This window comes from Yoonia sp. KMU-150, assembly GCF_056858355.1.
This window is the reverse complement of record NZ_JBXEQF010000001.1, coordinates 1,513,608-1,539,267: the sequence shown is the minus strand read 5'-3', so window position 1 is coordinate 1,539,267 and position 25,660 is coordinate 1,513,608. Positions and strand designations below refer to the sequence as shown.

The following is a 25,660-nucleotide window of genomic DNA, read 5'->3' as shown; positions in this document are numbered from 1 at the left end:
ACTATTCGGTGATTTCGGGAATACGGAACACCTGCCCCGGGTAGATCAGATCGGGGTCGCGAATCTTGTCCCTGTTGGCCTCGAACACGGCGACGTACAGGATACCCTCGCCATACCGCTCGCGCGCGATCGCCCAGAGCGTCGCGCCCGGCTGCACCGTCCGCACGGCGACGTCGAAATCGGCGTCGGCTGTCTCGGATGCAAAGACGGCAGCGACATCCTCGGCCTCCTCGCGCTTGAACGGCGTTTCGATCCGCGAGACCACGTCGCCTTCTGCCGTCACCTGATCCACGCGCAGGGTGTAAACACCGGTATCCACGTCCGGCAGGTCGGTGGACCAGCCCCCGTCAGCTGTGATCCGGGACGTCGTGACCGGCTGGTTGTCCAGATAGATACGGATGAAACCGTCACCCGCCCCGCGCCCCGTCAGCTGAACCTCGCCCGCGTCGTCATAGCTGATGGTGTCGAGCGCCACCTGCGACATCACCTCCGGTGCCTGCCCGCCATCTGCGGGTTGCAGCACCCGCACGCCCTCGGCATCCGCGACCAGCACCGCCGGTGCACCGGGCCGGGCCTGCGGCGTGACGGGTGCCGGCGCTGCAATCTGCGGCGCAGGGCTGACATCAGGTTCAGGAACCGTGATCGCTGGCGTCGCCGCCACGACCGCAGGTGCCACCGCATCCGGTTCCGCGGTTTCGGCCACCGCCTCGGGTGCGGCATCTGTTTCTGCAGTGGCCAGCTGGGTTTGCGCGGCAACCTCTGACCCGTCACCGTCAGCCACGGCGTCAGGCTGCGCGGTTGCAACGACATCTGTTCCGGCCGCGTCCGGCGTGACATCGACGGTTGCCGTGCCTACGACTGAATCCGATGTGGCCGGAGCTTCGGCAGCCACGGAAACGCCGCTTTCGGCAGGTTCCGGCGTCGCCTCAGTTTCCGTCGTATCGGAAAGTCCGGGCGCGTCGGTCGGTGCCGGGTCTGCCTGTGCCACCCCGATTTCGGCCTCCGGTGCGGCATCGCCCGTGGTTTCCGTCGCCTGCGCTACCGTCACATCGGCGGTGTCTTCGTCCGCATCCTGGCCACTCGCAACGGACAGCGGCTCCGCCACATCCGCAACTGCAGTTTCGGTCACGGTGTCTGCATCTGCCAAGTCGATCTCCGGACTGTCGTCCACAGCAGGCTGATCTTCGGTCGGGGCGACCCCGGCGATCATCACCTCATCCTCCGCCGGGTCAGCGGCGATGACCGGTTGCACGAAATAGGTCTCGGTCGACAGCACGGCCTGCCCGTCCGGGTCGGCCACCAGTTGCATCCGGCGCGGTTGGTCGGACGGGGTGATCAGCAGCGTCGTGCCGAACCGCCCGGCCGCATCCGCCGTGACGGTTTCGATCACATCCCCGCCGAGCACGATGTCGATGACGGCATCGGGGCTGGCGCGCCCGGCAATCGTGGCAAAACCGTCGGGAAACATGAGAAAGGTTTCGCGCGACGGGGGCAGCATCTGCGGCGCGACGACAGCGGCGGCGTCAGCAACGACAGGGTCCTGCAAAGGGTCGCTGTCAATGACGGCGGTATCGACAGTATCGTCCGGGGTAGGCGCGTTCTCCGCAATGGCTGTGTCATCGGCAATAGGGACGTCATCGACGTTAGGCGTGTCATCGACGTCAGGTACGTCGTCCACAACCGCGGTGTCCTCCGCGCCGGGCACGTCATCAGCAATCGGTGTTTCATCGGCGACAGCCACGTCACCGGCGGCCGGCACGTCATCCAAAATCGCCGTTTCCTCGACCGTCGGCGCGTCTGCCGTCACAACCGTTTCATCGACGCCCGGCGCGTCAGCGACCGTCGACACCTCCTCGACAGCATCCATGGTCGCCGCGGCATCCCCTGCCTGCGGTGGCGGCGCAGTTCCGTCAGGGCGAAAGACCGCCAGCCCGACGACGCCGATCACCACCGCCGCAACGACGCCCAGCCCGATAGAGGCCACGCCTGAACCCGCGCCTTTTGCCACTCGCACATCCCCCAACTTCCCCGGTTGAGCGACCATAGCAACAGGGGTATGCACGGTCAAAGACATTGCAAATCAGGACCTTCACATGACCACTTCACCGGCATCCGTCTGCGTTTATTGCGGCTCGCGCGACGGGGTCGACCTAGCCTACGCGCAGGCCGCCGAAGACACCGGCCGCATGATCGCCGACAACGGCTGGCGGCTGGTCTATGGCGCGGGCGATGTCGGCCTGATGGGCCGGGTTGCGCGCGCCACGCAGGCGGCAGGGGGCAAGACCTTCGGCGTGATCCCCACGCATCTGATGGACTGGGAAGTCGGCAAACGCGATCTGGACAGTTTCATCATCACCGAAACCATGCACGAGCGCAAAAAGGTCATGCTGATGAACGCCGAGGCCGTTGTCCTGCTCCCGGGCGGGGCCGGCTCCATGGACGAGGTGTTCGAGGCGCTCACATGGCGGCAGCTTGGCCTGCATGCGAAACCGATCTTCATCGTGAACATCAATGACTATTGGCAACCATTTTTGGCACTCACCGATCATATCGTCGCGCAGGGCTTCGCCGACCGCAGCCTGCTGGATTACATGACGGTCGTGCGGGATGTACCGACGCTGGCCGCCAGTCTGCGCGACGTTCTGGCCTGACGCATCATGCGGATGGTATGACGCCAGACTAAAGTACGGTCACGCAGCAAAAAAGCCCGAACCATCGATCCGGGCTTTCAGTTTCAAGTAACCGCAGTCTTAGGCGGCCAGATCGTCTTTGACGATCTTCTCGATCTCCGTCAGCGGGTGGTTCGTCAGCGTCTTCGGCACCTCGCCGACGACCTTGTCGGACACTTCCATATGTAGATTGCTGCGCAACTCTCCCAGAATTTGCGGAGAGGCGACAAGCACGATGCGTTCGAATTCTCCCTTGTGGGCGCGCTCGTATAGCATGTCGCTGATTTCTGCGGCGAACCGTTCCTTTGCCAATTCGTGCCAGTCGGTGTCATCGACCGCAGACTTATGACCCGGCCCGCCGTCGTGCATACGGCCGGGCCGGTTGGCGGATTGTTCGATGTCCGACGGATTTTCCTGCGTATCCTTCGATACGACCGTAAAGTGCGGGTCCTCTCCGTCCGTCTGGTTTTCCAGCAGTAACGCTTTCTCGCTGTCGGTCACCAGAATCCAGGTGCCTTTACTTATCCTCGTCATCGCCGATCCCCTTTTCCGGATGAATTTCATCGGACGTCTTGCGGGTATGGGACACGCCCAGCGCACCGCTTCGATCGTCGTCGCGCTTCTTGCCGTGCGCGCCTTCCGCACGTTCGTCGCTGTCGTCCTTGGGGACGTCGCCACGGGTGATCGGTGATTTTTCGCGCTCTGTCATGGGGTGCTCCTTTAGCTGGATTGCTCATTGAACCAACCTGCGGGCATGACGAAAGTTCCAACGAAAACGGCCCGCCGCAGGTGCGACGGGCCGTTTGGTACACGCTGAGTTGTCAGGTCACATGCGCGATGCGACATTCTCCCAGTTCACCAGATTGTCGAGGAAGTTGCCTAGGTAATCCGGCCGCTTGTTGCGGAAGTCGATGTAGTAGGAATGCTCCCAGACATCGCAGCCGAGCAGTGCCGTCTGGCCAAAGCAGACCGGGTTCACGCCGTTCTCGGTGCTGGTGACCTTCAGGCCGCCATCGGTATCCTTGACCAGCCAGGCCCAGCCGGAACCGAACTGCCCGCCACCGGCGGACTTGAACTCGTCCTTGAACTTGTCGACCGAGCCGAAACTGTCGCTGATCGCCTTTTCCAGCTCACCGGGCATGCCGGTGCCGCCGGGCGCCATCATCTCCCAGAACTGGTTGTGGTTCCACAACTGGCTGATGTTGTTGAAGATACCGGACTGTGCCACCGCACCCTTGTCATAGGTGCCCTTGATGATCTCTTCGAGGGACTTGCCCTCCCACTCGGTGCCTTCGATCGCCTTGTTGCCGTTGGTGACATAGGCGTTGTGGTGTTTGTCGTGGTGATACTCCAACGTCTCCTTGGACATGCCGTGGGGGGCAAGGGCGTCGTGTGCATAGGGAAGATCGGGAAGTTCAAAAGCCATATTTCGCTCTCTTTCTGTTGGTGTTCCGCGTCGCATGACATAAGAGCGCCGGGCGCTGAAACGTCAAGTCTGGCTGACCAACGCGCGGCCCGCGGTTTCGTTCAGAAATGCCCGACCGGTCCGGCCTCGGCCGATGCGACCAGCAGACGGAAGGCGTAATCGGCGACCGAGCGAAAGCAGATCACATGCGCGGTCTGCGTGTCTTCCAGCCAGAACGCCGCCGCCACCTGCCCCAGCCGCGACCGCCGGAAATCGCCTGGGGCAAAGCTGTCGGGGTGCAGGTCCGCCGGTGCCAGCTTCGCCAGCACCTCGCGCACATATGGCCCCTTTAGTGCGATCAGTGCGCGGGTGTCAGACACGTTCACCGCAAGGTGATGCTTGCCTTTCAGCGCCTCCTCGATCCGCGCCACGGCATCCGCAGCCTCGCCATGCGGGACCATCACCAGAACCTCGTCCGGCGACATCCAGCCCAGACCCTTGTCGCCGTCCGTGGCGATCTTGCCGCGCGCAGGCATATCCACACCGGTCAGGGTCTTGCAGACCTTCTTCAACGCGGCGTCGGACAGATCGCCCCGCAGGGTGACCATCCCGCGCAGACCCATTTCGCGGACGGTCACGTCGCCTTCGGACACGCGGCCATTCAAGGCGCTGACGGCATCAGACATTTTGCTTGGCCCCTTCACTGTCATAGACGACCGGATCGACGATCTTCGCCTTGATCGGCGCGCCACCGATATTGGTGAACTCCAGCACCTCGCCCATGCGGTCCGGTCCGTTATGCACCAGCCCCATCGCGATCCCGCGCTTCAGGTTCGCGGAATAATAGGTCGAGGTGACGCGTCCTAGCGTGTTGCGCTGGCCGTTGGCGTTGTCACCCTCGGCAATCGCATAGGCCCCGTCGGGCAGCACCGACCCGTCGACGGTCTCCAGTCCCACCAGTTTCCAGCGGTCGTCGCTCGCCATATGGCTGCGCTCGTGCGCGCGCTTGCCCATGTAATCGGTCTTTTTCTTCGACAGCGCCCATTGCAAGTTCAGGTCCTGCGGGATGATGGTGCCGTCGGTTTCGTCACCGATCATGATAAAGCCCTTCTCGGCCCGCAGGATGTGCAGCGTCTCGGTGCCATAGGGCATGATCCCGAATTCCGCGCCAGCCCGCATCAGTTCATCCCAGAACGCCCGGCCCTGGCTCGCCGGCACCGCGATCTCGTACGACAACTCGCCAGAGAAACTGATCCGGAACACCCGCGCATCGAACCCGCCGATGGTGCCGTCCGCCCACTGCATGAACGGCAGCGTTTCCTTCGACACATCCATCCCGCCCAGCTTTTCCAGCACCTTGCGCGCCTTGGGGCCGACAACGGCGATCTGCGCGAACTGTTCCGTCACGTTGGCGGTATAGACTTTCCAGTCCCACCATTCGCACTGCAGCCAGTCCTCCATCCAGGCGTGGATGCGATCCGCACCGCCCGTGGTCGTATGGCAAAGCCAGCGGTCCTCGGAAATCCGCGCGACCACGCCATCGTCCGACAGGAACCCGTTTTCCGTGCACATCAGACCATAGCGGCATTTGCCCACCGGCAGCGTCGACATCATGTTGGTGTAAAGCATGTCGAGGAACTTGCCCGCGTCCGGCCCCTGAACGATGATCTTGCCCAGGGTCGAGGCATCCAGCAGGCCGACATTCTCGCGCGTGTTCACCACCTCGCGGTTCACCGCGTCATGCACGCTTTCGCCCGCGCGGACATAGGCGAACGGGCGGCGCCAGTGGCCGACCGGTTCATTGTCCGCGCCATTGTCATTCGACCACTCCGAAATCGGGGTCATCTGCACCGGCTGGAACAGGTCGTTCTGCGCCACACCGGCGATGGAAGACATCGAGATCGGCGTGTATGGCGGCCGGAACGTCGTCGTGCCGACATCCGGGATCGCGTTGTTCAGCGATTTCGACAGGATCGCCAGACCGTTGATATTGCTCAACTTGCCCTGATCGGTCGCCATGCCCAGCGTGGTGTAACGTTTGGCGTGTTCGACGCTCTCGAACCCTTCCTGCGCGGCCAGTTGCACATCGGACACCTTCACGTCGTTCTGGAAATCCAGCCAGGCCTTCGACCGCAGCTTGTAATCCGCACCCTGCGGCATCAGCCAGACCGGTGAAACCGGCTCTTCGACCTCGTCCTGTGCCTCCGGGGCATCACCGGTCTTGCCCTTGTGACCGGTCGCCTGTGCGGCAACCTCACCCGCCGTATGCCCGTCGGCCACCGCCTCTGCCGTGAACAGATGCCCGTTGGCGACACCCGCGACGGTGACGAAGCCTTGCCCTTGGTCACCCGTCGGCGGACGGTCGGCATCGGGGCGGAACATGACCTGATCGGCGTCCCAGACCAGCTTGCCGCCGCAATGCGACCACAGGTGCACGACCGGCGACCAGCCGCCGGACATCGCCACGCAATCGCAGGAAATTTCTTCCAGAACAGCGCCTTCTCCGGCCTGTGCACAGATCGCCACGCCGGTCACGCGCTTGCCGCCCTTGACCTTGGCGATCCCCTTGCCCGCCTCGACACGGATACCAAGCGCACGCGCCTGCTGCGGCAGATCGCCGTCGGCAGAGGCACGGGCGTCCAGGATCACCGGCACGTCGAGCCCCGCCTCTTTCAGATGGATCGCGGTGCGGTATGCATCGTCGTTGTTGGTCACCACGACCGTGCGATCGCCAATGGAGACACCGTAGTTCACCGCGTAATCACGCACGGCAGAGGCCAGCAGCACGCCGGGAATATCGTTGCCCGCAAAGGACAAGGGCCGCTCGATGGCCCCGGTCGCCGTGACGACCTGCCCCGCACGCACCCGCCACAGCCGCTGGCGCGGGCCGTCGGTGACGCCCATATGCTCGGTCAGTTTTTCGTAACCCAACACATAGCCGTGGTCGTAAACCCCCGCCCCAATCATGCGCAGGCGCATGTCGACGTTGGGCATCTCCGCCAGCGAGGCGACGGTGGCGTCGATCCAGTCCCGGGCGTCCTGCCCGTCGATCTGCGGGTTGTCCACGGCAGCGCGCCCGCCCCAGTGATGCGTTTGTTCCATCAGCAGCACCCGCGCGCCCGCACGGCCCGCGGCCAATGCCGCCGACAGCCCCGCGATGCCGCCACCGACGATCAGGACATCGACGGTTGCGTGGAAGTGCTCGTATGTATCCGCATCCCGGTCCTTGGGCGCTTTGCCCAGACCGGCGGATTTGCGGATGATCGGTTCATACACGTATTTCCAGAACGGGCGCGGATGGATGAACATCTTGTAATAGAAACCCGCGGGCAGGAACCGCGACAGATGCGTGTTGATCGCGCCAACGTCGAATTCCAGCGACGGAAAGTGGTTCTGCGACGTGGCAGACAGCCCGTCGAAAAGCTCTGTCGTGGTGACTCGCTGGTTGGGTTCGAAATGCCCGTCCGTGCCCATGTTCACAAGGCCATTGGGCTCTTCCGCGCCAGAGCCGACGATGCCACGCGGGCGGTGATACTTGAACGACCGCCCGACCAAAAGCTGGTCGTTAGCCAGCAGTGCGGAGGCGAGCGTATCGCCTTCAAATCCCCGCAGCGTCTTGCCGTTGAAGGTGAACGAAACCGCCTTGCCCTTGTCGAGCAGGCGACCGCCGGTTGCCAGACGTGTGCTCATGTGTGGGCCTCCCATGTCCAGCCGTCGACTTTTGCAGCGATGGCATCCTTGATGTCCTGCGGCGGCTCCAGCGTCTGCGCGGGATAGGTGCCATAGACCTCCAGCGTGGCGGTGTTGCGCGCGGCAAGAAACCATTTGCCGCAACCGTAGACATGCCGCCAGCGTTCGAAGTGCACGCCCTTGGTGTTGGCGCGCCGGAACAGGTAATCCTCGAATTCCTCGTCGGTCGAACCGGGGCCAAAGCGTTTCAGATGCGCCTCACCGCCGCCGTGCAGATCGGTTTCATCGGCATCGACGCCGCAACAGGGGCAATGCAGGATCAGCATGGCGACACCTTTGAACATGGGGAAAATGGTCGATGCACCAAGCGTACACCGGGCGTGCACGATGCGTGCACCGGGCTATCTCTTCGAAAATCGTCGGCCGTTCTATTCGCCGACCGTGCCGTTGACCGTGTCCTCGACCGCATCGAGCAGGCTTTCGACGCCGTCCATGGAGACACCGACGCCGCCGTCGGACGGCTGGTAGTCACCTTCGGCGGTGAGGAGGAACGTGACGAAACCGGCGACGATACAAACCATCCCGCCGATAAGAACGTAGCCATGCAACCGCGAATATTTCGGTCGACGACGGAACGATACAGCCATGACGGCGCTCCTTTGCAGACCTCTCGTGCAAAGCCAACGTGCCCGGACACCGTTGGGTTCCCCGTCATGCGTTGAAGGGCGCGCATCAATGCGCCACCCCGGCGGCGACGCTTTCGTCGATGAACTTGCCTTCGCGGAAACGGAACATGCTGAATTCGTCGGTCAGCGGCGACTGGCCTTTCGCCATCAGCTCGGCCATCGCCCATCCCGATCCCGGGATCGCCTTGAATCCGCCGGTGCCCCAACCGCAGTTGACGAAAATCCCGCCCACCGGCGTTTTCGACAGGATCGGCGAGCGGTCGCCGGTCACGTCCACGATCCCGCCCCATTGCCGCAGCATCTTGAGCCGCGCGATCATCGGGAAGGTTTCGACCAGCGCGCGCACGGTCTCCTCGATATGGTGGAACGACCCGCGCTGGGTGTAGTTGTTGAACCCGTCGGTGCCGCCGCCGATCACCATTTCGCCCTTGTCGGACTGCGACAGATAGCCGTGCACGGTGTTGGCCATGACGACGATGTCCATGCAGGGTTTGATCGGTTCCGACACCAGTGCCTGCAGCGCCACCGATTCCATCGGCAGGCGGAACCCGGCCTTTTCGGCGAGCACGGACGAATGCCCCGCGACGACCATACCCAGCTTGTCGCAGTCGATCGACCCTTTGTTGGTGTCCACGCCCACGACCCTGCCGTTCTGCGTGCGCACGGCCTGTACCTCGCACTGCTGGATCACGTCCATGCCCATGTCCGAACAGGCGCGGGCATAACCCCAGGCCACGGCGTCGTGCCGCGCCGTGCCGCCGCGCGCCTGCCACAGCCCGCCCAGCACCGGATACCGCGGCCCGTCGATGTTCATGATCGGGCAAAGCTCCTTCACGCGCGCCGGTTCGATCCACTCGGTCTTGACCCCCTGCAGGGAGTTGGCGTGCGCCGTGCGCTTGTAGCCGCGGATTTCGTGCTGCGTCTGCGCCAGCATGATGACGCCGCGCGGAGAGAACATGACGTTGTAGTTCAGGTCCTGGCTCATCGTCTCGTAAAGCGAGCGGGATTTTTCGTAGATCGCCGCCGAGGGGTCCTGCAGGTAATTCGACCGGATGATCGTCGTGTTGCGCCCGGTGTTGCCGCCGCCCAGCCAGCCTTTTTCGAGGATCGCGACGTTTGTGATGCCGAAATTCTTGCCCAGGAAATAGGCCGTGGCCAGCCCGTGACCGCCCGCGCCCACGATGATCACGTCGTATTTCTTTTTCGGCGCAGGATTGCCCCAGGCCCGCGTCCAGCCGGTATGCTGGCGCATCGCTTCGCGCGCGATCGCGAATGCGGAATAGCGTTTGGTGGCCATGACGAATCCATCCCGGGCTGATGACGATTTCGGGTCTGTAGTGGACCCTGCGTCATTTGAAAAGGATACTGCCTGCGGCGGAAAGTATCAGTTTTGCGACATGCGCGGTCACGCCACCGTGGGGGACCCTTTCGTTTGCCGTGCGCGCGGCATAACTAGGGTGCGGACCCTGGGGAAACGCGATGCTGTTCTGGACAATCTGCATTCTGCTGACGCTCTGCGTGGCCGCGACGGTGTTGCGCCCGATGCTGCAGCGTCAACCCGCATCCGCAGGTCAGGCGCCCGACGTGGCCTTCTACCGCGCGCAGCTGGCCGAGGTGGATCGCGACGTCGCCCGTGACCTGCTCGCCCCGGCAGAGGCGGAAACCGCGCGCACCGAAATCGCCCGCCGCCTGCTGACAGCCCAGCGCGATACCGGTGAGACGGTGGAACAGAGACGCGGGCCGGTCCCGGCGCTGGTTGCCGGTACCGGTCTTTTGCTTCTGGCGCTGGGACTCTACTGGCAGCTGGGCGCGCCCTCCTACCCCGATCTGCCGTTGCAGGAGCGGCTCGCCAACAGCGCCGCCGCGCGCGAAAGCCGTCCCTCGCAGGCACAGGCCGTCGCCGCGGCCCCAGAACCGCCAGCAATCGAACGCTCCGCCGAATTCCGCGACCTGCTGCAACAGTTGCGCGACATCGTGCCCACCCGCCCCGACGATCTGCAGGGCTGGACCCTGCTGGCGCGGCAGGAAGCCGGGATCGGTGACTTCCCTGCCGCCGCCGACGCCCAGGCGCGGGTCGTGGACCTACAGGGCGACGCGGCGACGCTGGGCGACCGGATGCTGCTGCTCGACTTCATGGTCGCCGCCGCCGACGGCTATGTCTCGCCCGAGGCGGAGGTCGTGATCCGCGACATCCTTGAGGAGGACGAGGCGAACATCCCTGCCCGCTACTACCTCGGCTCGCTCTACTACCAGACCGACCGGCCCGATATCGCCTTTCGCCTTTGGCGCGACATCGTGGAAAACGGCCCTGCCGACATGATCCACGTGCGCTTCGCCCGCGAAACCATCGCCGACGCCGCCTTCCGCGCTGGCACGACTTATACCGTGCCTGACGTGCGCGGACCGAGCGCCGCCGACGTCGCCGCGATGCAGGACATGGCCCCGGAAGACCGGCAACAGATGATTGCGGGCATGGTCGACGGGCTGGCCCAGCGTCTGGCCAGCGAAGGCGGCCCCGCCGCCGACTGGGCGCGCCTGATCACCGCTTATGCCGTGCTGGGAGAGGTCGACACCGCCCGCGCGATCCTGACGGAGGCGCGGCAGGTCTTCGGCGCCTCGCCCACCGCGCTGGCGACGCTCGATGCCGCAGCGGCCCGCGCTGGATTGGGCGAATGATCTGCCCGGATGCCGTATCTTTCGCGAGCGCGATCCCGCCACTTGGGGCGCTGGCTGGACTCGACTTGGGCACCGTCACCATCGGTGTCGCGGTCAGCGACGGTCTGCGCACCGCCGCCAGCCCGGTCGAGACGATCAAGCGCAAGAAATTCGGATTGGACGCCGCCCGCCTGCTGGAAATCTTCGCGGCCCGCGAAGTCGGCGGCATCGTGCTGGGTCTGCCGATGAATATGGACGGGTCCGAAGGGCCGCGCTGCCAGTCAACCCGCGCCTTCGCCCGCAATCTGGAACGGCTCTGCGATCTGCCCATCGTCTTCTGGGACGAACGCCTGTCCACCGTGGCCGCCGAACGCGCCCTGCTGGAGGCGGATACGTCACGCAAACGTCGCGCCGAGGTGATCGACCAGGTCGCCGCCAGCTATATCCTGCAAGGGCTGCTCGACCGGCTGGCCCATATGAAAGCGCAATCGTGACGACACCTGACAAAACCGACAAGATCTGGGCGCGGGCGGAAATCGAAAGCCCTTGCATCAAGATCTGCGTGATCGAACCGAAAAGCCGGCTCTGCACCGGCTGCCTGCGCAGCATCGACGAAATCGGCGCGTGGTCGCTGATGAGCGCCGAGGCACGGCGCGCGGTGATGGAAGACCTGCCCGGGCGCAAAGGTCTGCTGACAAAGCGGCGCGGCGGGCGCGCGGGGCGTCTGGCGCGGGACTAGGACATCTTGCGTGGAAACACGAAGCACCGGTCGCGGCGGATCATCAGCCAGAGCGGCGTGCCCGGCTGCGGCAGGAAAACCGACGGAACTACCGCCCGTAGGATCGAACCGTCGAAATCCATCGCGAATTCCACCAGGCTTTCGGACCCCATGAACCGCGCCCGGCGCACCACGCCGCGCGCGGGCGTGCCCTCGCCGGGTGTCGGATTCGGGCCGCGGCCCTGCCTGTCGAAGTCGATTTTCAGGTGCTGTGGCCGGATCACGATATCGACCTTCGTGCCGTCGGGCTGACCGGGGGCGAGGAATTGGCCGAATGGCGTTTCGGTCAGCGCCCCTTGAACTTCGCCTTCGATCACGTTGATATCGCTGAAAAATGCCGCCGCCGCGCGGTCGACCGGCGCGTTGTAGATATTGTAGGGTGCCCCTTGCTGCACGATCCGACCGTCGCGCATCAATGCGATCTCGTCGGCCATGCGCATCGCCTCGCCCGGCTCGTGCGTCACCAGCAAAACGGCGGTGCCTGTATCCTTCAGCACCTCCAGGGTTTCATCGCGGATATCGTCGCGCAACCGGTCGTCGAGGCCGGAAAACGGCTCGTCCATCAGCATCACACGCGGCTGCGGCGCAATGGCACGGGCAAGTGCCACACGCTGCTGTTCGCCGCCGGACAACTCATGCGGATAGGCGTCGATATGGCGCCCCATGCCGACCCGGTCGAGCAGCGCCGCAACGCGCGCGGCCTTGTCCGCCTTGGTTCCCTGCAAACCGAACCCCACGTTCTGCGCGACCGACAGATGTGGAAACAGCGCGAAATCCTGAAACATCAACCCGATCGAGCGATCCTCCGGCGGGACGCTGTGGCGATCGTCGCAAAGGGTCTGCCCGTCCAGCAAGATGCTGCCCTGATCGGGCGTATCCACCCCGGCGACCATACGCAGGGTCGTGGATTTGCCGCAGCCGGACGGCCCCAGCAGACAGGTCACCTGCCCCGGCATCACCGTCAGGCTCACACTGTCCACGACACACCGCCCGGCAAAACTGCGCGTCAGGTTGCGGATTTCAAGACGGGGTGCGGTCATCGGGGCGCGGTCAATCCCTGAGCGATTTGATAAGGTTTCCGCCGTCCCTAGCAATCCGCGACCCGATGGGCAAGCGAGGGGTCGTGTCAGCGCAGCGTAAATTCCTGTGACGCGACGGTTTTTCCGTTCACCTGCAGGTGGATGCGATGCGCGCCGGGATGCAGGCGGAACGTCGTCGCGTCGTCCTTGAAATGATGCGTCTTGCCCAGATCGAGCGGCACTCCGGGCGCAGTGCGCGTCGTCTTGAGCTTGAAAACACGCGGCGTCTGCTTGCCGTTGGCCTTCATGTAGTCGACGACGTAATCGACGATGACAGGCGATGCGGCGGCGGTCGCGATCACCGCCCGCAAGTCCACCCTGTCGCCCCGGCGCGGCGCGGTATCGGCCAGACCGAAGGCCTGTACGGTCACAGCGATGTCGGGATCGTAGCCAAGGTGCGCGAGGGCGGGCGGATATCCGGCCTTGATCAGGGTGCGCAGCGCATGGCGTGCCATCCAGTCCAGCTCGCCAGCGTCCTGCAGACCTGCCGCCCGCCAGTTTGCCAGTCGCGCGATCACCGCATCGGGCGCTGTGCGCGTCAGATCGTTGAGATGGTTCGCGACCGAGCGGGTGACATAGCGCGTCGGGTCGGCGTGGAGTTGGTCCAGCAGCGGTAACGTCTGATCGGGCGCAAGCCCGACGTTCTGACCCCATGGCAGCCGCGGTCGCGTGCCTTCGCTGACGAAACGGCGGACGTGATAGTTGGGATGCTGCGCCCAGACCTGCATCCGCGCCATGACCTGCGCGGGATCGGCGATCAGGAAAGCGCGGATCGAAAACTCCATCGAGAAGCGTTGGGTGAGGGCTTCCAGCAGGTCGAGAGAACGTGAGAAGTGGCCTTCAAGCCCATGTTTTTCAACATAAACACCAAGCGGGGCATAGATGAAATGGCCGAAATCGTCATCGGTCGCCGTGGGGTCGAGCGGTGGCGGCAGGGCTGCACGGATGGCGGTGTCGGCCGCCGGAAAATCGGCCGGCAGGTGATCACCCAGCACATCGGCGATCATGTTGATCCGGGCTTTCAGTTCCAGAGGCGGCAATCGGGCCATCACCTGCTGCACGAAGGGTGCGGCCTCGAACACACCGGCTGCCTCGAACTGCCCGGCGAGGTGCCCGACAGTGTCGCTGTTGAAAAGATCGTCCTTGAGGCTGTAGCCCGCAGCCATCAGAGCGTCGCGTTGATTGCGCCGCCGTCGAGCACGATGTTCTGCCCGACCATGAAACCCGCGTGCTGCGAGCACATGAACGCGCAGGTGGCGCCGAATTCTTCCGCCGTGCCGTACCGCCGCGCGGGGATCGTCGCCTCGCGGTTGGCCTTGGCCTGATCGAGGTCGATCCCCTGCGCCTTGGCCACGCCGGTATCAAGGCTGACCGCGCGATCAGTTGCATGAATTCCGGGCAGCAGGTTGTTGATATTGACACCTTTTTCGGCGACCTGCCGGGCCGTACCGGCGACAAAGCCCGTCAGTCCCGCGCGCGCGGTGTTGGACAGGCCAAGCTGCGGAATGGGCGCCTTGACCGACCCGGACGTGATGTTGACCACGCGGCCCCAGCCACGGTCGATCATGCCGGGCAGTGCCGCCTGCATCAGCGCAATCGGGGTCAGCATGTTGGCGTCCATCGCGGCGATGAAATCATCGCGGTTCCAGTCGGACCACAGTCCCGGTGGCGGCCCGCCCGCGTTGGTCACGAGGATGTCGAGATCGCCCGCCGCCTCCAGCACCTTTGCGCGGCCTTCGGGCGTCGTGATATCGGCGGCGACGGCCGTGACCTCGACCCCGTAGGTGTCGCGCAGTTCGGCGGCGGTGGCCTCCAGCGCCTCGGCGCCGCGCGCGTTCAGCACCAGATTGACGCCCGCCTCTGCCAGTGCCGCAGCACAGCCCCGGCCCAATCCCTTCGATGACGCGCAGACCAGCGCCCGTTTGCCTTTGATCCCGAGATCCATGTTCCTATCCTTTCAGTCGTGTTGCGCAGACAGTGGCACGGTGCCGCGGCGGGGGCAACGGCGCACGACGCGCCTGTCGGTCGCTTGCACGTTGACCGGCCCGGTCCGAAACTTTAGACAAGGCCAACCCGGCAAATTCTGCCCGTCGTTCCGAGTATCCTGATGTCAGACAGCCGCCCCGCCCCCACCACGCAAACCGTCGCGGTCTTTCCGGCCAGCGCCTTTCGCGTGACCGACGGCGTGGCCGAGGGCGAAGCCCTGTCGTTCGCGGACGAACTGGTAATGGACGATGTCTATCAACTCGACACCGGTGCCGACCGCACGCCGCTGTCGCTGGAAATCCAGGATACGGCGAACACGTTTCTGGTCGGCGCGGACAGCAAGACCGGCACGCCGGGCAACACGGTCGTGCTGGATTGCTGCATCACCGTCATGGCCCCCGACAGCACCACATACGAGGCGCTGGTGCTGGTCGAGGTCGAAAGCGACGGCGTCGAGGACATCTATCTGCTGCCGCTGGCGACGCTGCTGCCCAAGACCGACTACAGGCTCGTCGGGCTGGACCGGCACACCGCCACCACCCGTTTCGCCGAGGTCGCCTGCGTGTCGTTCACGCGCGGCACGCATATCACCATGGCTTCCGGTCAGCAGGTCCCGATCGAGAATTTGCAGGTCGGCGACAAGGTGCTGACCCGCGACGACGGCCCGCAGGTCGTGCGCTGGATCGGGCAGACGACCCTACGCGCCGTGGGCGAATTCGCGCCCGTAGTGATCAGCAAGGGCGCGCTGCACAACGAGAACGATCTTGTCGTCAGCCCCGACCACCGGCTGTTCGTCTATCAGCGGCAGGACCGGCTGGGGGCCGGGCGGTCGGAGGTGCTGGTCAAAGTGCGGCATCTGATCAACGGCGACACGGTCTGGCAACAAGACGGCGGGTTCGTCGACTATTTCCAGCTTTTGTTCGATGAACATCACATCATCTATGCCGAGGGGATCGCCGCGGAATCGCTGTTGATCGACCCGCGCACCCGCGCGGCCCTGCCCGACGAGGTGTCGGGCGGCAGCGGTGCCGGTCACGCGCATCGCCCGCATCTGGACTACGAGGTGCAGGAGGCGTTGCTGTCGACACCGGATGCGGTGGACTTGCTGCGCAAGGCCTCGTCCAACTAGGGGACCTGCCCGGCCTGATACTGCCCGGTGAAGATATCACGCCCGTTACCGCGCAGCACCGTGCCCGACAGAAGGCCCGCGACCGCATCCTGCGCGCTGCCGCGAAAATCGCCGTCAAAACCGCCGGTCAGCAGATAGCTGTTGCTGCCTGCCTTCAACGTGCCCGAGACGGTGCCGTTGATCGCCGGGGTTGTGCCCGCTGCGGCGCGGTCGATCACCCCAAGCGTCAGGAACAGACCGCCGTCGTAGCCCGGAAAACCCTCCGCCTGGCCGATGACCTGAGCGGCGGACCCGCCGAAATCGACGGTCATCCGCAATGGCGACGACAACGTGCTGACCGCGCCCGCCGGATCGCCCGCCAGCACCATATCGACACTCAGCTGGCCCGCGAACCCCAGGCGCCCTGTCAGCGGCAGATCGGAGGGATCGACCGGGTCCATATCCGGGACGGGGCGCACCGGGTCGCCCGGGCCACCCGGATCAGGCGTCATCGTCGTCGCGGGGCTGCCGCCCCCGCCACTGCAGGCGGACAGGGTCAGACAGAACAGGCAGGCCAACATCAAACGCATCGCAGGATTGTGCGGCGGACAAGGTTAACAACTGGTTACGATCGACCCTGCAACGAGCGAGACAGATAGCAACTGGCCGGTGTGCGCAGCGTCACTGCTCGCCCACGAAGGCAAACACCGCCCCGTCCGTGGCGACCCCACTGTCGAGCGCAACTTCCGTGTTGCCAAGCCCGACGATCGTCGCGCCATCGCTGACGACATCGCCTTCGATCATACCGGCGGAATAAGTGCCGGCCAGCGCCCCGGTGCCTGTCAGACTGCCCGAGAGCGTGCCGCCGAAAGAAATCTCCCCCTCGGGTATGCCGACGCTTGGTGCTATCCGTTCCAGCGTGCCCGCCGAAACAAACGCGCCGCCGTATTCCGCGCCGTCCTGACCGATGAAGTCGCGCGCCGTCGCGGTAAAGTCGCCGCCGGTGGCCGACAGGGTGGCCGACAATTGAAACGTGCCGAGCGCATCGACATCGGCGGGTGTTTCAAGCTGTGGGATCACGCCGGCATCCGGCACGACGACCATGCCTGCAAAGCCGGTGAACGTCACGGTGCCGGCGGCGGGCAGATCGTTTGCGCCGGCCGCCATGTCGAGCGCACCGGGTATGGACGTGATCCCGTTGGACAGGAACGCCGCACGGGCACCGTTGGCATAGCCTTGAAAACTGGGGCCAGAGGACGTTGCCGCCCCGCCGCAGGCCGCAAGCGACAGTACTGCCAGCGGCGTACACACATACTTTCCCTTGAATGGTCTCATTTCTCATCTCCAAATCAATTCACGCAATGATCCTCAGATGCTGCCCTGCGGAGCGTCGTCGTGTCAAATATGACGGTGCAAGGTCGGGTCAGTCCCTTGTTGCGGACGGCCACCGTTGTCATTGTGGAGGGCGGCAAGGCAGGCTACATGGCGCACATGACAAATCGCCCCGCTCTCCCCGCCGAAATCGCCCGCAGGCGCACCTTCGCGATCATCTCGCACCCGGACGCGGGCAAGACGACGCTGACCGAGAAATTCCTGCTTTATGGCGGTGCGATCCAGATGGCGGGGCAGGTCCGCGCAAAGGGCGAGGCGCGGCGCACGCGGTCGGATTTCATGCAGATGGAAAAGGACCGGGGGATTTCGGTGTCCGCGTCGGCCATGTCGTTCGATTTCGAAAACTACCGCTTCAACCTTGTGGACACCCCCGGCCACTCGGACTTTTCCGAGGATACCTATCGCACGCTGACGGCAGTGGATGCGGCCGTCATGGTCATCGACGGCGCGAAGGGTGTGGAAAGCCAGACGCAAAAACTGTTCGAGGTCTGCCGGTTGCGCGATCTGCCGATCCTGACCTTCTGCAACAAGATGGACCGCGAAAGCCGCGACACGTTCGAGATCATCGACGAGATTCAGGAAAACCTCGCCATCGACGTGACCCCGGCGTCCTGGCCCATCGGGGTCGGGCGCGAATTCATCGGCTGCTACGATATCCTGCGCGACAAGCTGGAACTGATGGACCGGGCCGACCGCAACAAGGTCGCCGCCAGCATTTCGATCAAAGGGTTGGACGACCCGAAACTGGCCGAGCATGTGCCCGCACATCTGCTGGAAAAATTCCGCGAAGAGATCGAGATGGCGATGGAACTGCTGCCGAAGCTGGACCCTGAGGCGCTGCTGAACGGGTCCATGACGCCGATCTGGTTCGGGTCGGCGATGAATTCTTTTGGCGTCAAGGAGTTGATGGACGGCATCGGCACCTATGGCCCCGAACCGCAGGTGCAAACGGCCAGCCCGCGCAACATCGCACCGGAGGAAAAAACCGTCGCCGGTTTCGTGTTCAAGGTGCAGGCCAACATGGACCCCAAACACCGCGACCGCGTCGCCTTTGTGCGGCTGGCGTCGGGACATTTCGAACGGGGCATGAAGCTGACCCATGTGCGCAGCAAGAAGCAGATGGCGATCGCCAACCCGGTGCTGTTTCTGGCGGCCGACCGCGAGTTGGCGGAAGAGGCCTGGGCGGGCGACATCATCGGCATCCCCAACCACGGTCAGCTGCGTATCGGCGACACGCTGACCGAGGGCGAGACGATCCGCGTGTCCGGCATCCCGTCCTTCGCGCCGGAACTGCTGCAAACCTGCCGCGCAGGCGACCCGATGAAGGCCAAGCATCTGGAAAAGGCGCTGATGCAGTTCGCCGAAGAAGGTGCGGCCAAGGTCTTCAAACCCACCTTCGGGTCCGGCTTCATCGTCGGCGTAGTGGGGGCCCTGCAATTCGAGGTGCTGGCCAGCCGGATTGAGATGGAATACGGCCTGCCGGTCCGGTTCGAAGGCTCGCAGTTCACCTCCGCCCGCTGGGTGCAGGGTGACAAGGCTGCCGTGGACAAGTTCATCGCCGCCAACAAGCAGCATATCGCAGAGGACAACGACGGCGATGTCGTCTATCTGACCCGCCTGCAATGGGACATCGACCGCGTGACGCGGGATTACCCGGATGTGACGCTGTCAGCGACGAAAGAAATGATGGTCTAGATTGGCCGCGCCGCTTTGTTCAACCTGCAAATTTGAGGGGATCGCGCCACCGTGCCGACACGCCCCCAACGGGCTCGCGCGGGCCTATGTCGACAGCGATGCAGGTAGAAACGGCGAGAATGGCGATCTGCACTGGTCGTGGGTCTGCCTGGACAATGCCGCTTCCTCGAACCCTGAATTCGCGTTCGAGACGATCAAAATGGTGATCCCCCGCCTGACCTCCGCCCGGATGGCATCGGTGTTTGCGGCAGGTCCCGTCGAAGACCTGTTGCGACACCACGGGCCGAAATACATTGAAAGATTTGCCGACTTGGCCGCCGGGTCTGCGCAGGTGCGGTATGTGCTTGCGGACGTGTGGGCCGGTTTCGGCTTTACGCCCGCAATAAAGGCGCGGCTTGCGCAAATTGCCATTGTCTCTCCGGACGATGATTTCGATACCCTATTTGCGGCACGCTGACGGTCGCGGCGGCGGGGCAAACTTCTTCCAGCGAACGCCGTCATGCACCTGACCCCCTTCTTCTGGTGGCAAATACCTAGGGAGTGTGAGGGCAGCGCCCTCACCCGCTTTGCACAAGTGGCACGGAACCGTGCCGTTCCCGCGAGCCAGCCTGCCGCCAATGACGTTGTCCGGCCGCAGCGCGCGTCAAACAAGCATCGGCGCGTTGGCTACTTGTACTTCCTGAAAACCTGGACACCACGCTGAAGTCCGGCCACATTAAATTGGGCTTTCTCGGATTTCGGTTTTTGACGTAGAGTGGTGTGATCACGCCAAAGTCCTGGTCGCTCCCCTCAGCGATTATCGGAGCGTCACTCTATTTGAAATGGATTGAAAAAATGAAAATGACATACCGCGACACCGCCATCGCTGTCGTATCGACTGCACTCCTTGCCGCCTGCGGTGGCGCAGAGACATCCATGCCTCTTGCCAGCTACAGCGAACAGCGGTCCAGCTTCAACGCGCTGGCTTCGGCTGCAGGTGATCGCCGGGGCACCGCGCCGAGCCGGGTGCCGACCCAGGGCAGTGCGACCTATCGCGGCGCGATATACGTCGATCCGGGTCTGGCAGGGTTCGACAACGAATATGTCGGCGCAGCCCGGGTCGATGTGAATTTCGCCAGCGGCAACGTCAGCGGCGCGATCAGCAATCTGGTCGACGAAAACAGCCTGCAGGTCTCCAACACGCTGACATTCGGCGGCACGCTCGGCTCCGGGCAGGCCAGGGCAGCGATCACCGGCACGATGAGCGGCGAAATCAACGACAATGACGGCAATCGCATAGCGATCGATGCGCCCCTGACCGGTGCAACACGCGGCCTTGGATATGAGTATGTGCAGCTTGTCGATGATAACGGCGTCGTCACCGATCTGAACTCGCGCAACGGGCGTACCGGCAGCGTGGAACTGGAGATCGTGGGCCAGCGCTAGGCCGATGCCCCTGCAAAACCGCGTCCTGCCGACGGGCGAAATCATAGCCGATCCTGCCCGCGGGACGCTGACCGGCAACCGCGGGATCATCCACCGCGCCGACAGGACGCTTGGGGTTGCGCGGTGGTCGCATCACGCTTGGATTTGCTGCACCCTGGACTGGCAGGGGCGCAAGCGGCAGGTCATGACCGGGCGCAACTGGACGGAGCTGTTCTTTCTCGACGAGGCGGTGGCGCTGGCCGCCGGGCACCGGCCCTGCGGCTATTGCAGGCGCGCGGCCTACGCCGCCTTTCGCGATGCCTGGTCGGCGGCCACCGGCACGCGGCGTAAGGCACCGCAGATGGATCGCGCGCTGCACGCCGCACGGATCACCCGCCGGCGCGAACAGGTGACCTATCAAAGCGCGCTGTCCGACCTGCCGGACGGCGTGTTCGTGTGGCACCAGCGCCAGCCGCAACTCCTCTACAGCGGCGGCCTCTGGCCGTATCGCCCGGCGGGCTATGGCACGGCAATTGTCGCGAAACCGGAAACGCTCGTTTCCGTTCTGACACCAAAGCCCACGGTCGCGGTGCTGCGTCACGGCTACGCCCCGCAGGTGCATCGCAGCCTTGACCGCCCAGAATCCTGATTTCCTTGACCTTTGCCGCGTGCGGCGCTAAACGCCCCTTGTCCAACGCCACGACAATCCGGTCGGGTGGGCCGCGCAGTTTTGCGGCCAGAGAGTGCCGCAAATTCGCGAAAGGGCCCTATGACAAAATTTACCGATCTGAACCTCGACAAGAAGGTTCTCAAAGCCATCGCCGAAACCGGCTATGACACCCCCACCCCGATCCAGGCCGGTGCCATCGGCCCCGCGCTCGAAGGCAAGGACGTGCTGGGCATCGCCCAGACCGGCACCGGCAAGACGGCGGCATTTACCCTGCCGATGATCACCCTGCTTGGGCGTGGCCGCGCAAGGGCGCGGATGCCACGCTCGCTGGTCCTGGCCCCGACACGGGAACTGGCTGCACAGGTCGCCGAAAACTTCGACACCTACGCCAAATACACCAAGCTGACCAAGGCCCTGCTGATCGGCGGCGTGTCGTTCAAGGAACAGGACCTGTTGATCGACAAGGGTGTCGACGTGCTGATCGCGACACCGGGCCGCCTGCTCGACCATTTCGAACGCGGCAAGCTGATCCTGTCAGACGTCAAGATCATGGTCGTGGACGAGGCTGACCGGATGCTCGACATGGGGTTCATCCCCGATATCGAGGAAATCTTCAAGAAAACGCCGTTTACCCGGCAGACGCTGTTTTTCTCGGCCACCATGGCGCCCGAGATCGAGCGGATCACCAACACTTTCCTGTCTGCCCCCGTCAAGATCGAGGTGGCCCGCGCCGCGACCACGTCCGAGAACATCAAGCAGGGCGTGGTGATGTTCAAGGCGTCCCGCAAGGACCGCGAAGGCACGGAAAAGCGCAACCTGCTGCGCGCGCTGATCGAGAACGAAGGCGAAGGCCTGAAGAACGCGATCATCTTCTGCAACCGCAAGTCGGATGTGGATATCGTCGCCAAGTCCTTGAAAAAGCACGGACTGGATGCGGCCCCGATCCATGGCGATCTGGATCAGTCGCACCGCACCAAGACGCTGGATCAGTTCCGCGACGGGTCGCTGAAATTCCTCGTGGCCTCCGACGTGGCCGCGCGCGGGCTCGACATTCCGGCGGTGAGCCATGTGTTCAACTTCGACGTGCCCAGCCATGCCGAGGATTACGTGCACCGGATCGGCCGCACGGGCCGTGCGGGCCGCAAAGGTACCACGATCATGATCTGCAATCCGCGCGACGAAAAGAACCTCGCAGACGTGGAGCGGCTGATCAAGTCGGAGGTGCCGCGACTGGACGATCCGCAGGGCAACCGCCCTGCCCCGACCGGCCAGCAGGATGACGACGGCAGCGCCGAGGGCGACAAGCCCAAGCGCAGCCGGACCCGCAGCCGCAAACCGCGCGAGGACAAAGCCGCAGCCGGCGACGACGCCAAGACGGCTGCCGCGCCGGAGCCCAAGGGCGACGCGGATGCACCCAAGTCGCGCGGTCGCGGGCGTGGCAAGGCCGAAGAGACAGCCGCCCCGCAGGCCTCGGAAACGCAGGATGCGCGCGGTAGCGACGACAAGCGCCGCGGCGGTCGTGGCGGACGCGACGGCCAGCAGCAGAACGACCGGAGCGGCAGCCAATCCGACAAACGGCAGGGCGGCCAGCATAACAACCGTGGGCGCGGCAATGACAACCGCACCGTCGGCATGGGCGACGACACGCCCAGCTTCATCGCCAAGAGCTTTTCGGAGCGGGCGAAGACCTGACGGCGCGGCGGGGCTCGCCCCGCCAATGCTGTGTCAATCGTTCCATCAATAGGGCCTGTCATGCATATGCGTGCAGGCCGAACACAAACCACAAGAGCAACGGTTTCACTCTGCCGGTGAGCAGCAGGCAACGGCCGAATGATTAACTTTTGCTGGTGATCGCGCGCGCCCACTCTATCTTGATGCGCCACGTTCCGGCATCACCTTGCCAGAAATACTCAAAAAGCGCACAGCGCCCGCGCCGCCGCAGGCGGCGCGCCGGGCGACCGCGTCAGCGGGCGCAAATTCTCTGACCTGACATCAGGCCAGCCGCGACACGATCACCATCACCTCGGGCTTCTTGCCGATCTCGGATTGCGCGGTGCGGCGGGCGATCTGCTTGAGCTCTTTTTCCAGCGCCACATCGTCACGCAGGGTCTTGGGTTTGGCGCGGTTGACGAACTGGCTTAGGTCTTCCTCGATCGCCTCGATCAGGGATGCGCCGCTGCCGCCCGCCTCCGGCAGGCCGGACAGTTCCACCCAGGGGTCGCCCAAGGGCGCGTCGTCCTCGTCGATGATCAGGGTGATCACGATCTGGCCGTTCACCGCCATGCGGATCCGGTCGCGCACGATGCCGTCGAACTGGCCGACCTGCACCGATCCATCGAGATAGGTGCGCCCGGTCTCGATATATTCGGCCACCGTGGGCTGGTTGCCGCTGAGGTCGATCATCATGCCGTTCACGGCGACCACGCCGGTCAGGCCGCGCTCGTTACCCAGTTTCACATGCTCGCGCAGGTGGCGATGTTCGCCATGCATCGGGATCAGGATCTGCGGTTTTGTGATCTCGTGCAGGGTGATCAGGTCGGGGCGGTTGGCGTGGCCGGACACGTGATATTTGCCGCCCGCATCGTCCACGACATCGACGCCCAGTTCGGACAGCTGGTTCATGATGCGGATGACACCGCGCTCGTTGCCGGGGATCGTCTTGGAGGAAAACAGGAAAGTGTCGCCTTCCTTCAGCGACAGCCCGAGATACTTGCCCTGCGCCAGTTGCGCGGAGGCCGCGCGGCGCTCGCCTTGGCTTCCCGTCACCAGCAACATGACCTCGTTCCGGGGCATGTTCTGCGCATCCTCAGGGCTGATGGTGGCGGGGAAATCGGTCAGTAGGCCGACGTCCTGCGCGGCCTGCGTCATCCGTTGCATCGACCGGCCCAGCAGGCAGACGGAGCGCCCCGCCTCTGTCGCGGCATGGGCCAGCGTGCGCAGCCGCGCGATGTTGGACGCGAAGGTGGTGGCGACGACCATGCCGTCCGCCGTTTTCATCAGTTCGGTGATCGCCGGGCCGATGGTGGACTCGGAGCGTCCAGGTTCGGGCGAAAACACGTTCGTGCTGTCGCAGACAAGCGCCTTCACGCCATCCTTCGACACCTCTTCCCACAGCGGCTGATTGAACGGATCGCCGACGCCCGGCGTCAGGTCGATCTTGAAATCACCCGAATGCAGGATGCGGCCCTCGGGGCTGTCGATCAACAGACCCGCGCTTTCGGGAATCGAGTGCGAAATCGGCAGATAGGCGATCTGGAACGGTCCGCAGGTCAGCATTTGCGGATAGGGATCGACCACTTTCACCACATTGTCCGGGTGCCCGTGTTCGGCCAGCTTGCGCCGCGCGATATTGGCGGTGAAGGGGCGCGCATAGACGGGCGCGCCCAGGTCCTCCCAGAAGTGCCCGATGGCACCGACGTGATCCTCATGCGCGTGGGTGATGAAGATACCGTCGATATCGGCCTTGCGGTCGCGCAGCCAGGCGATGTCGGGCAGGATCAGGTCCACCCCCGGCGTGGTGTCCATATCCGGAAAGGTCACACCCAGATCGACGACGATCAGGCGCTCCTTGCCGGGTTTGCCATAGCCATAGACATAGGCGTTCATCCCGATCTCGCCTGCCCCGCCGAGGGGCAGATAGATCAGGCGGTCGTTTTGTTTCTTGCGGCTCATACGAGCTCCTTGTTGTAGCGGTGGATGACGGTCAGGCCGTGCATCGTCAAATCGTCTTCGTAGACGTCGAAAAGTGTTTCGGCTTGCTGAAACAGCGGGGCCAGGCCGCCGGTGGAAATCACCCGCATCGGCACGCCGCGTTCCGCCTTGATCCGCGCGCATATCTCACGCACCAGACCGATGTAACCCCAAAAGATGCCCGATTGCATACAGGCCACGGTATTGGTGCCCACGACGCTTTGCGGTTTGGTGATATCGACATGCGGCAGTGCGGCGGCGGCATTGTGCAGCGCCTCCAGCGACAGGTTTACACCGGGCGCGATCACGCCACCGACGTAAGCACCGTCATGCGCCACAACGTCGAACGTCGTGGCGGTCCCGAAATCCACGACGATCAGGTCGCCGCCGTGCCGGTCAAAGGCGCCGGCGGTGTTGACCAGCCGGTCCGGCCCCACCTGCGTGCCGATATCGACGCGCGGATCGACGGGCAGCGCGCAATCGGGCTTGCCCACCACGATGGGGCGGCAGTTGAAATAACGGTCGGAAAAGACGCGCAGGTTGAAGACCACGCGCGGCACGGTGGAGGACACGATCACCTCGTCAATCTGCACGTCGAGGTTCTGGAACCGCATCAGCGAGGACAGCCATACGTAGTATTGATCCGCCGTGCGTTGCCATTCGGTGGCGGTGCGCCAGCTTGCGACCCAGTCGTCGCCGTCCCAGATGGCAAAGACGGTGTTGGTATTGCCGCAGTCGATGGCCAGGAGCATG

Annotated in this window: 26 protein-coding genes; 10 read left to right on the top strand and 16 right to left on the bottom strand. The window is 64.2% G+C overall.

What is annotated here, in order from left to right:
* Nucleotide 1: 1 nt before the first annotated feature.
* Nucleotides 2-2,008, bottom strand: a complete 2,007-nt coding sequence (locus tag AC04PH_RS07545) for a LysM peptidoglycan-binding domain-containing protein (protein WP_483065131.1) — start codon at nt 2,006-2,008, stop codon at nt 2-4.
* A gap of 85 nt (nt 2,009-2,093) precedes the next feature.
* Here AC04PH_RS07545 and AC04PH_RS07540 point away from each other — a divergent pair, with 85 nt between their 5' ends.
* Nucleotides 2,094-2,651, top strand: a complete 558-nt coding sequence (locus tag AC04PH_RS07540) for an LOG family protein (protein ID WP_483065130.1) — start codon at nt 2,094-2,096, stop codon at nt 2,649-2,651.
* A gap of 99 nt (nt 2,652-2,750) precedes the next feature.
* Here AC04PH_RS07540 and AC04PH_RS07535 read toward each other — a convergent pair whose 3' ends face one another.
* The 8 genes from AC04PH_RS07535 to AC04PH_RS07500 form a co-directional block, all read right to left on the bottom strand.
* Nucleotides 2,751-3,203 carry a host attachment family protein gene (locus AC04PH_RS07535; protein ID WP_483065129.1) on the bottom strand — a complete coding sequence of 151 codons (453 nt, stop codon included), beginning with the start codon at nt 3,201-3,203 and terminating at the stop codon, nt 2,751-2,753.
* Nucleotides 3,187-3,378, bottom strand: a complete 192-nt coding sequence (locus tag AC04PH_RS07530) for a hypothetical protein (protein WP_483065128.1) — start codon at nt 3,376-3,378, stop codon at nt 3,187-3,189. Before AC04PH_RS07530 ends, AC04PH_RS07535 begins: the two co-directional genes overlap by 17 nt.
* A gap of 117 nt (nt 3,379-3,495) precedes the next feature.
* Complete coding sequence (locus tag AC04PH_RS07525; protein WP_483065127.1) at nt 3,496-4,095, bottom strand: superoxide dismutase; 600 nt, start codon at nt 4,093-4,095, stop codon at nt 3,496-3,498.
* Between the two features lie 101 nt (nt 4,096-4,196).
* A complete protein-coding gene (locus AC04PH_RS07520) occupies nt 4,197-4,760 on the bottom strand; it encodes a sarcosine oxidase subunit gamma (RefSeq protein ID WP_483065126.1) in 564 nt (187 codons plus the stop codon).
* Entirely contained in the window at nt 4,753-7,764 is a 3,012-nt protein-coding gene (locus tag AC04PH_RS07515; protein WP_483065125.1) for a sarcosine oxidase subunit alpha family protein, read from the bottom strand. The genes AC04PH_RS07520 and AC04PH_RS07515 overlap by 8 nt, the downstream gene beginning before the upstream one ends.
* On the bottom strand, nt 7,761-8,090 hold the full coding sequence (locus tag AC04PH_RS07510; protein WP_483065124.1) for a sarcosine oxidase subunit delta: 330 nt from the start codon (nt 8,088-8,090) through the stop codon (nt 7,761-7,763). Before AC04PH_RS07510 ends, AC04PH_RS07515 begins: the two co-directional genes overlap by 4 nt.
* Nucleotides 8,091-8,192: 102 nt before the next feature.
* A complete protein-coding gene (locus AC04PH_RS07505; RefSeq protein WP_483065123.1) occupies nt 8,193-8,411 on the bottom strand; it encodes a hypothetical protein in 219 nt (72 codons plus the stop codon).
* An 85-nt stretch (nt 8,412-8,496) separates the two neighbouring features.
* Complete coding sequence (locus AC04PH_RS07500) at nt 8,497-9,747, bottom strand: sarcosine oxidase subunit beta family protein (protein WP_483065122.1); 1,251 nt, start codon at nt 9,745-9,747, stop codon at nt 8,497-8,499.
* A 182-nt stretch (nt 9,748-9,929) separates the two neighbouring features.
* Between AC04PH_RS07500 and ccmI the strand changes: the two genes are divergently transcribed.
* From ccmI to AC04PH_RS07485, 3 genes are read left to right on the top strand one after another with little or no spacing between them, the layout of a single operon-like run.
* Nucleotides 9,930-11,126 (top strand): c-type cytochrome biogenesis protein CcmI, encoded by a 1,197-nt coding sequence (gene ccmI, locus AC04PH_RS07495; RefSeq protein ID WP_483065121.1) that lies wholly within the window; start codon nt 9,930-9,932, stop codon nt 11,124-11,126.
* Nucleotides 11,123-11,599, top strand: coding sequence for a Holliday junction resolvase RuvX (gene ruvX / locus AC04PH_RS07490; protein ID WP_483065120.1), 477 nt, complete (start codon nt 11,123-11,125; stop codon nt 11,597-11,599). Before ccmI ends, ruvX begins: the two co-directional genes overlap by 4 nt.
* Nucleotides 11,596-11,844 (top strand): DUF1289 domain-containing protein, encoded by a 249-nt coding sequence (locus AC04PH_RS07485; protein ID WP_483065119.1) that lies wholly within the window; start codon nt 11,596-11,598, stop codon nt 11,842-11,844. Before ruvX ends, AC04PH_RS07485 begins: the two co-directional genes overlap by 4 nt.
* Here AC04PH_RS07485 and AC04PH_RS07480 read toward each other — a convergent pair.
* From AC04PH_RS07480 to AC04PH_RS07470, 3 genes are all read right to left on the bottom strand, one after another.
* Nucleotides 11,841-12,923, bottom strand: coding sequence for an ABC transporter ATP-binding protein (locus AC04PH_RS07480; RefSeq protein ID WP_483065118.1), 1,083 nt, complete (start codon nt 12,921-12,923; stop codon nt 11,841-11,843). The genes AC04PH_RS07485 and AC04PH_RS07480 overlap by 4 nt on opposite strands.
* Before the next feature lie 86 nt (nt 12,924-13,009).
* A complete protein-coding gene (locus AC04PH_RS07475) occupies nt 13,010-14,128 on the bottom strand; it encodes a DNA alkylation repair protein (RefSeq protein WP_483065117.1) in 1,119 nt (372 codons plus the stop codon).
* Complete coding sequence (locus AC04PH_RS07470) at nt 14,128-14,907, bottom strand: SDR family oxidoreductase (RefSeq protein ID WP_483065116.1); 780 nt, start codon at nt 14,905-14,907, stop codon at nt 14,128-14,130. The genes AC04PH_RS07475 and AC04PH_RS07470 overlap by 1 nt, the downstream gene beginning before the upstream one ends.
* A gap of 162 nt (nt 14,908-15,069) precedes the next feature.
* Between AC04PH_RS07470 and AC04PH_RS07465 the strand changes: the two genes are divergently transcribed.
* Nucleotides 15,070-16,077, top strand: coding sequence for a Hint domain-containing protein (locus AC04PH_RS07465; protein WP_483065115.1), 1,008 nt, complete (start codon nt 15,070-15,072; stop codon nt 16,075-16,077).
* On the opposite strand, the gene AC04PH_RS07460 is transcribed toward AC04PH_RS07465, so the two are convergent.
* Nucleotides 16,074-16,646 (bottom strand): hypothetical protein, encoded by a 573-nt coding sequence (locus tag AC04PH_RS07460; protein WP_483065114.1) that lies wholly within the window; start codon nt 16,644-16,646, stop codon nt 16,074-16,076. The genes AC04PH_RS07465 and AC04PH_RS07460 overlap by 4 nt on opposite strands.
* A 91-nt stretch (nt 16,647-16,737) precedes the next feature.
* Nucleotides 16,738-17,391 (bottom strand): hypothetical protein, encoded by a 654-nt coding sequence (locus AC04PH_RS07455; RefSeq protein ID WP_483065113.1) that lies wholly within the window; start codon nt 17,389-17,391, stop codon nt 16,738-16,740.
* Between the two features lie 156 nt (nt 17,392-17,547).
* Here AC04PH_RS07455 and AC04PH_RS07450 point away from each other — a divergent pair, with 156 nt between their 5' ends.
* From AC04PH_RS07450 to AC04PH_RS07430, 5 genes are all read left to right on the top strand, one after another.
* Complete coding sequence (locus tag AC04PH_RS07450; RefSeq protein WP_483066166.1) at nt 17,548-19,143, top strand: peptide chain release factor 3; 1,596 nt, start codon at nt 17,548-17,550, stop codon at nt 19,141-19,143.
* 1 nt (nt 19,144) lies between these two features.
* Complete coding sequence (locus tag AC04PH_RS07445) at nt 19,145-19,600, top strand: DUF6869 domain-containing protein (protein WP_483065112.1); 456 nt, start codon at nt 19,145-19,147, stop codon at nt 19,598-19,600.
* Between the two features lie 377 nt (nt 19,601-19,977).
* Nucleotides 19,978-20,568, top strand: a complete 591-nt coding sequence (locus AC04PH_RS07440) for a HupA family protein (RefSeq protein ID WP_483065110.1) — start codon at nt 19,978-19,980, stop codon at nt 20,566-20,568.
* Between the two features lie 4 nt (nt 20,569-20,572).
* Nucleotides 20,573-21,196: a hypothetical protein gene (locus AC04PH_RS07435; protein WP_483065109.1), complete on the top strand. Its 624-nt coding sequence runs from the start codon at nt 20,573-20,575 to the stop codon at nt 21,194-21,196.
* 120 nt (nt 21,197-21,316) lie between these two features.
* On the top strand, nt 21,317-22,909 hold the full coding sequence (locus tag AC04PH_RS07430; protein WP_483065108.1) for a DEAD/DEAH box helicase: 1,593 nt from the start codon (nt 21,317-21,319) through the stop codon (nt 22,907-22,909).
* Between the two features lie 300 nt (nt 22,910-23,209).
* Here AC04PH_RS07430 and AC04PH_RS07425 read toward each other — a convergent pair whose 3' ends face one another.
* Together AC04PH_RS07425 and AC04PH_RS07420 are read right to left on the bottom strand one after the other, a co-directional pair.
* Entirely contained in the window at nt 23,210-24,889 is a 1,680-nt protein-coding gene (locus AC04PH_RS07425; RefSeq protein WP_483065107.1) for a ribonuclease J, read from the bottom strand.
* Complete coding sequence (locus AC04PH_RS07420; protein WP_483065106.1) at nt 24,886-25,659, bottom strand: type III pantothenate kinase; 774 nt, start codon at nt 25,657-25,659, stop codon at nt 24,886-24,888. Before AC04PH_RS07420 ends, AC04PH_RS07425 begins: the two co-directional genes overlap by 4 nt.
* Between the last annotated feature and the right edge of the window lies 1 nt (nt 25,660).